The organism is Lacinutrix chionoecetis, assembly GCF_053604665.1.
The window spans coordinates 1-7158 of the sequence record NZ_JBSHNQ010000041.1 but is presented as its reverse complement, the minus strand read 5'-3'; the positions used below and the strand labels follow the sequence as shown (position 1 = coordinate 7158).

Below are 7158 nucleotides of genomic sequence, written 5' to 3'. Positions count from 1 at the left end.
TTTATAAAAGATAACACTCCCGTTTTTAGTCATATTACTGGATATCATCCACTCTAAAAAGTCTGTTTTGTTAGTAGATTCTATAAGTATGGTTATTTGTCCTCCACGAGGCTTTTGCGATGGTCGTCCTGAATTGTCTGCTCCTTGTTGAAAACCAAAGGAACATTCTAACACATTCATTTCATCATCTTCTATATTAAGTTTTGCCAAAAACGACATAATTGCTGGGATTTAAATTAATAAAAGATAAAACAAAGGGAGTTGCATAAGCACTCCCTTTGTTAAAATGTATACTATTTAATGAGAGTTATTACACCCAATCATTAACGTGTTCACCGTTACCAATACTAATTCCTTTTGCAGAAATCACAAAAGATTCAGCCATTGGGTTTTTTCCGGTAGAGTCGAAGTTTTCAAGATATTTAACCATGTAACCTTCAGTAAATTTTAACTCTTTAGAAGTTGAGTCGCTGTCTCTTTTTAAGAAAACGATAGAGCCATCTCTACGCTCGAAGTTGTTAAACATCCAGTCAGACAAGCTTGTGTCTGCTGTAGACTCAACAGTTAATTTAATTTTACCACCTCTAGTAATAGAAGATGGTCTTCCTGTTGCATCTGTTTCTTGGTGTAGTTCGTAAGAAGAGTTTAATACATTGTACTCTCTTCCACCTACTTTTAGTTTTGCTTTAAAAGCCATAATAATAAATATTTAATTAATAAAAAAAGTTTAAAAGCCATTAACGGCATGACATAAATTTATTAGGATTCTAAAGTGATTACAAATATATAGGTTGAAATACTTGTTTTTTAGATAAAGTGAGTGTTTGTAAAAGGTGCTTTTTATGTAAAGTTTTATAATAGAATGATTTATGGCCTTTTGTTCTTAAATATTTAAATAGTACACTTTATTTATTAAGACTACAGCAATTATATAATATGAATTTGATATTGCTGTAACTTATAAATTATGTTATAAACAATTTTATTTACTTGAAGTAAGATTAGGGTTAATTGATTTTAAGATTTCCTTATCTTCATTGGTTAGATTAGCTTTTTTTTCTATTTTTTGATACGTTTTCTTATTATATTCTGGTATAGAATAACCATATAACTCTTTTAAAGCATTTAAAATATTGCTGTTTTTGTTATCACCAAAGTAATTGAGAAATAGTTTTGGTTGTTCTATAAACAATTCATTTGAATAATCTAAAAGATATTCGTACTCATGATTTTTTATTAGTGTTTCGATAATTTTAATGGATGTATTAGGTGATTTAGTAAAATTACTTTTCACAAAGTCTAACACTTTGTTTAAACAGGCTTCACCTTCAATAGTATTAATATGCTCTAGTATAAAATTTAAGTTTAAATCTTCATTTTTTGTAGAACAAACGTTAATTTGATTCATAGGGGTTTTAGTATATGTAGTCATTTTCTTATCGTTTTTACAGTTTGTCATTAAAAAGAAAGTAATAACGACTAAACTGAATTTAAAATAATATTTTTTCATTTTTAATAATTTTACCTTTCAGGTTTTGGGTTTTCTATTATAACAGTTTTGCTTGAATCTACGCTATAACTCATTACTTGATGCGAAAAATTTGACAGTTTTGTATTATATATGTATCCTTCCCTGCCATTTTGTAATCTAACCTTAAACCTTCCATTTAGACTACTGGTTCCGGAAGAATAATTTAATATTTCAACTTGTGTTCCATTGTTTACTGCGCTTACAATATTACTATCACTGGTATAATTTGATCGCATATTTGTTGAGCCATCTGGATCTTGTACTGTTGCCGTATGTTTAAATATTGCAGAAACTAAATCGTTGGAAACAACTACATGTCCAGGGTATAAATTTTTACCTTCTGAGCTCATTAGTTCTTGAATTCTCTGGTTTAAAGTATTCATATTTGTATCGAAAGCTCTAATACAACCGTGGGTTTTTCGTAATAAAGGGTAATGGCCATACCTCGATGTAGGAGATTGTCTCCCTCCATGTATACGTATGTATTTTCTTGTAGTGTCGTCCACTATTTCACCAGAAGTATATGGACTTGCTTCACTCATTACCATACGTCTGTAAGGACCATACACACTTTGGTTTGAATTTAAATGGTAATCATTTCTACTGGCGCCATGACCTAAACCATAAGCTCCTAAGGGAGTATCGCTGTTTTGCCTTGTTCTATCTGCACCTCCTGCACCTTGTAATCTTAACTGAAATTTAAATATCTCTACACCATTATCATCTACTAAGACTCCTACACCAAAAGGATTATTTACTCTATCTGCTTTGCTACTAACAAAAATATTCCAATAACCAGGCGTAGTTTCTTCTCTTGTAGCTTCTTCACCTACTACACTTGGGCTATTTCCATTTTCTGGAGCCGGATCATTTGTAATACCAGCAACTTGTAATGCTGTTTGTAATGCACTTACCACTGCATATCCAGAGGTGTCACCAGAGACCTCTAATTGTTGTTCAGAAATATTGTATTGATTTGATCTATTTGATCTCACCAATACGTAATATTCATGAGTACCACCTTCAAAAATGCCTTTATCGGCATTTACAGCCATGTCTAAAGTTAATTGTTTTTGCACGCTAACAGTACCGTTTGTATTTTCTATTGTTGCTTGCGTTTCCCAAAGTTTGGTGTTGCTATCTGTGTCATGACCTTCGTCTGAAATAGTATCTCTTTCCCACAGACTTATTGTCAAGTCTTCACCAATCATGTTCACCGTTTCTATTGTAATGGTTACAGTTTGTCCATATTGTGGTGTACTACTAAATCTATTTCCCTGATAGTCTAAAATGGTGATGGTTAAAATATTTGGTTCGCCTTGAGTTGGTCTAACATTTACTGTTGTTGGTCCTGATAGTTCTGGATTAAATAAGTAGCCTTCTACCAGAAGATCTTCATTTAACGAGCGTTCTGTAAAGGTGAAACTACCAACAGAACCATTTTTAATTGCACTTATAGACTCGTATTGCCCAGAACTTCTCCTTTTAAACAATTGCCACTTTACATTCGCTTTCATGGCATCTGGTGTTTCTGGATGCCATTCTGCTACGGTATAAGCTGCGGGTTGTCCTATTCTTGGCGATGCTGGCCCACTAATTCTTTTTACACCTCTTCTTGCCATAACTATCTTTTATTTAGTATGCATATGGTTGGTTATTGTCTACAATTTCGTCAGTATCTGTTAAAGGGTCTAATTCTTCCTGCACGTCTTGATCTGCATTTTCTGCATTATTTTTGCTTACACTAGCGCTTTGACCATGCATCATTACCGTAATTTTCCCTCCTACAGAGCACATAAGTTCAGAACCCTCAATCACACATTTTTTACCTAAAACCGTTACTTTGTTGTATGTTTTTGTCCATTTTCCTGCTGGTGCAAAAGCACAGGGATTTTTTCGGTTTAAGGAACAAGCACCGAAAGAGTTAGCGCTTGGAGTAAATTGAATATCATCTTCTGTTACTGCTAAAAAATCTGAACTGCTTCCACTATCATTCCAATAGTGTTTAGTATGGCTTGAAACCTTAAAGTTAGGAAAAGTTGTACCTTGATTACACATAGCTTTACCTTTTTGTATTACAAAATGTTTTCCAGTACTCATAATAATTATTTATTAATAAGATTAATGTTTACAGATGTTATCTTACATTTATTTGGTGTATAATTTACTTTATATAAAGCTCTAATTTTATTTGTAACACCATGCTCCATATCTATAGTAAATGTATTGTTTAATGTTCCTTCAATTTTTGAGAGTTTCACAAAAAAAGGATTATTAACATTGGCTTCAGGAGCTAAAATTTCTTTATAACTTCTAATGTCATCAACAAGGCCTTCTTGCTTTAATATTATTTTGTTGGATTTTTCATCCTTTTCAATAATTTGAGAAACTTTGTAGTTGATTTTATGTTTTAAAAATGTTGAATTGAACGTTGTTTCTGCTGTTCTGTTTAATCTTTTATAAGGTAATAACAGAGTATTAAGCACAACGTCATTAATTAATACACTTTCTAATTGATTTGTTTCTAAAATTTTATAATTAACATTGTTGATGTATTTATTAGCATAGTGTCCTGTAAACATTTCTTGTATCTTCACTTTGTTTTTTAACCAGCGTTCTTTTATTTCTGCCATATTATTTATACCAACCATTTCACCACTTTTGTTTAAAATAATGTTTACAGGAAAATAAGACTTAGAGCACTGCAAAGCGATTTGTTGCATTTTTGTTTTAGGTTTCTTTTTATTGATTAAAAAATTAGTTTTGTTTATTCTTAATATGTTGAGATTTTCTTTATTAATTGTGTGTTTTATATCTATTGTATAGCCTATAATATTTTTTTTCTCGTTGCTGCCAGTAACTTCTTCCTTTGTAATTTCAACCTTATAGGAGGCGTTAAATTTTTTAAACTGAAGCCTAAATGGCTTAATTTTGTTGTGCTCTGCCGTTTCTTTTTCAGTAGTTTTATTAATTAAATTTACCTCATCAATATCAGGCACATATAGTGTGTTTCCTTTAATAAGTTCTTCGGTTTTTAAATAGTCAATTTCGGTACAAACTCTATTATGAAAATGGCGTAATTGTTTGTAATTGTCGAGACCAATTCTTGCAGCAAGAGATTTAAGAGTATCTCCTGTTTTTACTTTATATGGTATGTAGTCTTTAATTTGCATTACCTTGTATACTATTCAATTTTAAAATTTACCATTATTTATGCTTTTAAAACTCTATTTTTTTTATTTTAGTTATAAGTATAAATAAAACAAGCGTTATTATTAACCCAATATAAGATAGATAAATTACTCCAAGCATTTCCTCATTGAATGTAAACGTACTCCACGAAGTTACCCTTGATCTAAACACAGAAAAGTTTACAAACAGGCAACTTAAAATTAACAAACAACTTGTAATTATTAATCTAACTCCTTTATTGTTTTTTTTCAAGAGGAAATACACTAAAGGCAGAATAACTATTATTAGACTATATTTTAAAATCTCAGTCAAGAGAGAACAACCTACGCAGGAAGAGGCGGGTTCGCTTTGAAGGTGGTTCAGGCTAAAAAATGCCTGAGCCACACATAGAATATAACTAATTAGACCAATTATAATGTATTTCATTTTATTCTTTTTTAATAGGGGCTTTTCCTTTTTGAAATTGATACAAATCTGATGGTAGTTCTCCTCCTGGAGAACTGCCAGCTCTTGGAGGCGCATAACCACCATTTAAATTCCATAACGCTTCATCCCAGCGATGTCTGTTTCTTAGCCAATCCATAGGGTTTAAAGGATTGCTAACATCTTCAGATTCAATATGTACGTAATCTTCAGTGTAATCTTGATCACCTCCATCGTCCCAAGTTGGAGAATAATTACTTCGTCTTAAATAGGAGTATACTTTGCCATCTAAATGGTCGCTTAATTTTTGCGCAAAACTGTCTTGTGGTCTCACATGGGTTTCCCAATCTGAGCCATATTGATATCCAGGAGATGACGCCCTTAAACGACTATCTACATTACCTGTTCTACAAGCAAATGAGTGTATAAAAGGATATGTTGCAAAAGCACTTACATTTAATTCTGAAATGTCCGACACTAAAAATCGTTGTGCTAATTCATTTGGTCCATCTAATCCGAAATCAAGTATACTTGGTAAGCCATGTGAATATATTTTTATAATCCCCAGTTTCTTATTACTCCTGCTCACCGTAGCATCTCCATTATTTATGTAATTAATTAACTCTTGGGTTGTGGTAATTTCTTTGAAATACACTTCATTATTCCAACGCCTGGCATCTCTTTTAATAATGCTCAATTGCATTGCGGTATATCCATCTTTAAAAATTACAATATTTGTGTATTTGTGATGACTATAATTCTCTTTTATTTCTCTAACAGCTTGTGCAGGAAACATCAGTTTGTTTCCAATTGTAGCAGAATGTTGCTCTGTACCTACAACCATTAAAATTTCACCATCTTCTATTAAAACATTTAATTTTACATCTTCACTTCTTTCGTAGAAGTAGGCATAGAAATCAAAATTATCTGAACTTCTACTTTGGTTAATAGACAGCTTCATCCCAATTTTCCCACTTGATAATAATGTTCCTCCTGTATATACTAATTTATAAGTGTCTTGATCATTATATTTAATTACCCATTTTAATTTAGCAACATCTTCCTCTGTAGCTTCTACATCTGTGCTCACTCTATAATAGTAAAATTCATCTCTGGCAAGAAAATCTACTGGCTCCCAATTTTCATCAAAAGGACCCTCTATTTCAACGGTATTTATTGAAGCTGGAGGCGTTTCATAATCAGCATAACTTACACCACTATCTGTCCCTATTTCTTCTATTGTACTATTTGAAGAATAATTTATATTTCCTTCTATTGCTCTGGAAAGATGGTCGTTCTCTGTTATTGTGGTTATAACACCATTTACTATTCTTTGTCGCATGGTTTAAAAATTATTGCCTTTTTCTCCACTATTATTTTGTATTTGGCCTTTTGCGCTTTTAGTTATATTTCCATTATTACTTGTTATCTTAATTTCGGCAGCAGTTTCTTCTCTTCCTTTAACAACTTCTGAAGTTAAATCTCCTTGAATAAACTCCATTAAGTTACCCATAACCATCATATTGGCATTGGCGCCAACAGTAGTAGATTTCATCATACCAGTACTCTCACTTGAATTCATACCTATAGAATCTGTTTTATTCATACCAACTGTTGTGGTTAAATTTTGTTCTACATTTACTACCATATTTTTACAATTGAGTGTCATAGTTTCTGGAGCAGTAATATTTATATTGCCACCAGTTGTGTCCAGATGAATAATGTTTCCGCTTTTGTCTGTTAGGATGATACTTTCATCTTCTGTAAATTTTAGAGTATGACCACTTCTAGTTCTTATAGCTTTAATTTGATTATCATTCGTTTTAAACGCTCCAGCTTTACCGCCACCATTATACAAACTTCCCATCATATAAGGATGTTCTGCATTACCACCTTCGAAGCCCACTAAAATTTCTTCATCGATTTCTGGCACAAAATGAAAGCCTTTGTCGCCACCAGCATGAGGTGTTACTATACGTATCCAAGGTGTTATTTCTCCTAATTCTTTTTGC

8 protein-coding genes are annotated in these 7158 nt (G+C 32.1%); all 8 read right to left on the bottom strand.

The window, feature by feature from the left end; genetic code table 11:
* A partial coding sequence (gene tssD, locus ACVC43_RS00245) for a type VI secretion system tube protein TssD (protein ID WP_452222565.1) occupies nt 1-219 on the bottom strand: 219 nt, incomplete at its 3' end.
* 91 nt (nt 220-310) lie between these two features.
* Nucleotides 311-697 carry a type VI secretion system tube protein TssD gene (tssD, locus tag ACVC43_RS00240; RefSeq protein WP_452222564.1) on the bottom strand — a complete coding sequence of 129 codons (387 nt, stop codon included), beginning with the start codon at nt 695-697 and terminating at the stop codon, nt 311-313.
* A gap of 285 nt (nt 698-982) precedes the next feature.
* A complete protein-coding gene (locus ACVC43_RS00235) occupies nt 983-1510 on the bottom strand; it encodes a hypothetical protein (protein ID WP_452222563.1) in 528 nt (175 codons plus the stop codon).
* A gap of 11 nt (nt 1511-1521) precedes the next feature.
* On the bottom strand, nt 1522-3153 hold the full coding sequence (locus ACVC43_RS00230) for a hypothetical protein (RefSeq protein WP_452222562.1): 1632 nt from the start codon (nt 3151-3153) through the stop codon (nt 1522-1524).
* A 13-nt stretch (nt 3154-3166) separates the two neighbouring features.
* Nucleotides 3167-3631, bottom strand: coding sequence for a DUF4280 domain-containing protein (locus ACVC43_RS00225; protein ID WP_452222561.1), 465 nt, complete (start codon nt 3629-3631; stop codon nt 3167-3169).
* 5 nt (nt 3632-3636) lie between these two features.
* Nucleotides 3637-4704 (bottom strand): hypothetical protein, encoded by a 1068-nt coding sequence (locus ACVC43_RS00220; RefSeq protein WP_452222560.1) that lies wholly within the window; start codon nt 4702-4704, stop codon nt 3637-3639.
* 446 nt (nt 4705-5150) lie between these two features.
* Nucleotides 5151-6488 carry a hypothetical protein gene (locus ACVC43_RS00215; protein ID WP_452222559.1) on the bottom strand — a complete coding sequence of 446 codons (1338 nt, stop codon included), beginning with the start codon at nt 6486-6488 and terminating at the stop codon, nt 5151-5153.
* Between the two features lie 3 nt (nt 6489-6491).
* On the bottom strand, nt 6492-7158 hold a 667-nt coding region (locus ACVC43_RS00210; RefSeq protein ID WP_452222558.1), incomplete at its 5' end, for a phage baseplate assembly protein V.

Coding starts and splice junctions, on each gene's coding strand:
- ACVC43_RS00225 (WP_452222561.1), bottom strand. CDS start 3,631: ATGAGTACTGGAAAACATTTTGTAATACAAAAAGGTAAAGCTATGTGT.
- ACVC43_RS00215 (WP_452222559.1), bottom strand. CDS start 6,488: ATGCGACAAAGAATAGTAAATGGTGTTATAACCACAATAACAGAGAAC.
- ACVC43_RS00230 (WP_452222562.1), bottom strand. CDS start 3,153: ATGGCAAGAAGAGGTGTAAAAAGAATTAGTGGGCCAGCATCGCCAAGA.
- tssD (WP_452222564.1), bottom strand. CDS start 697: ATGGCTTTTAAAGCAAAACTAAAAGTAGGTGGAAGAGAGTACAATGTA.
- ACVC43_RS00220 (WP_452222560.1), bottom strand. CDS start 4,704: ATGCAAATTAAAGACTACATACCATATAAAGTAAAAACAGGAGATACT.
- ACVC43_RS00235 (WP_452222563.1), bottom strand. CDS start 1,510: ATGAAAAAATATTATTTTAAATTCAGTTTAGTCGTTATTACTTTCTTT.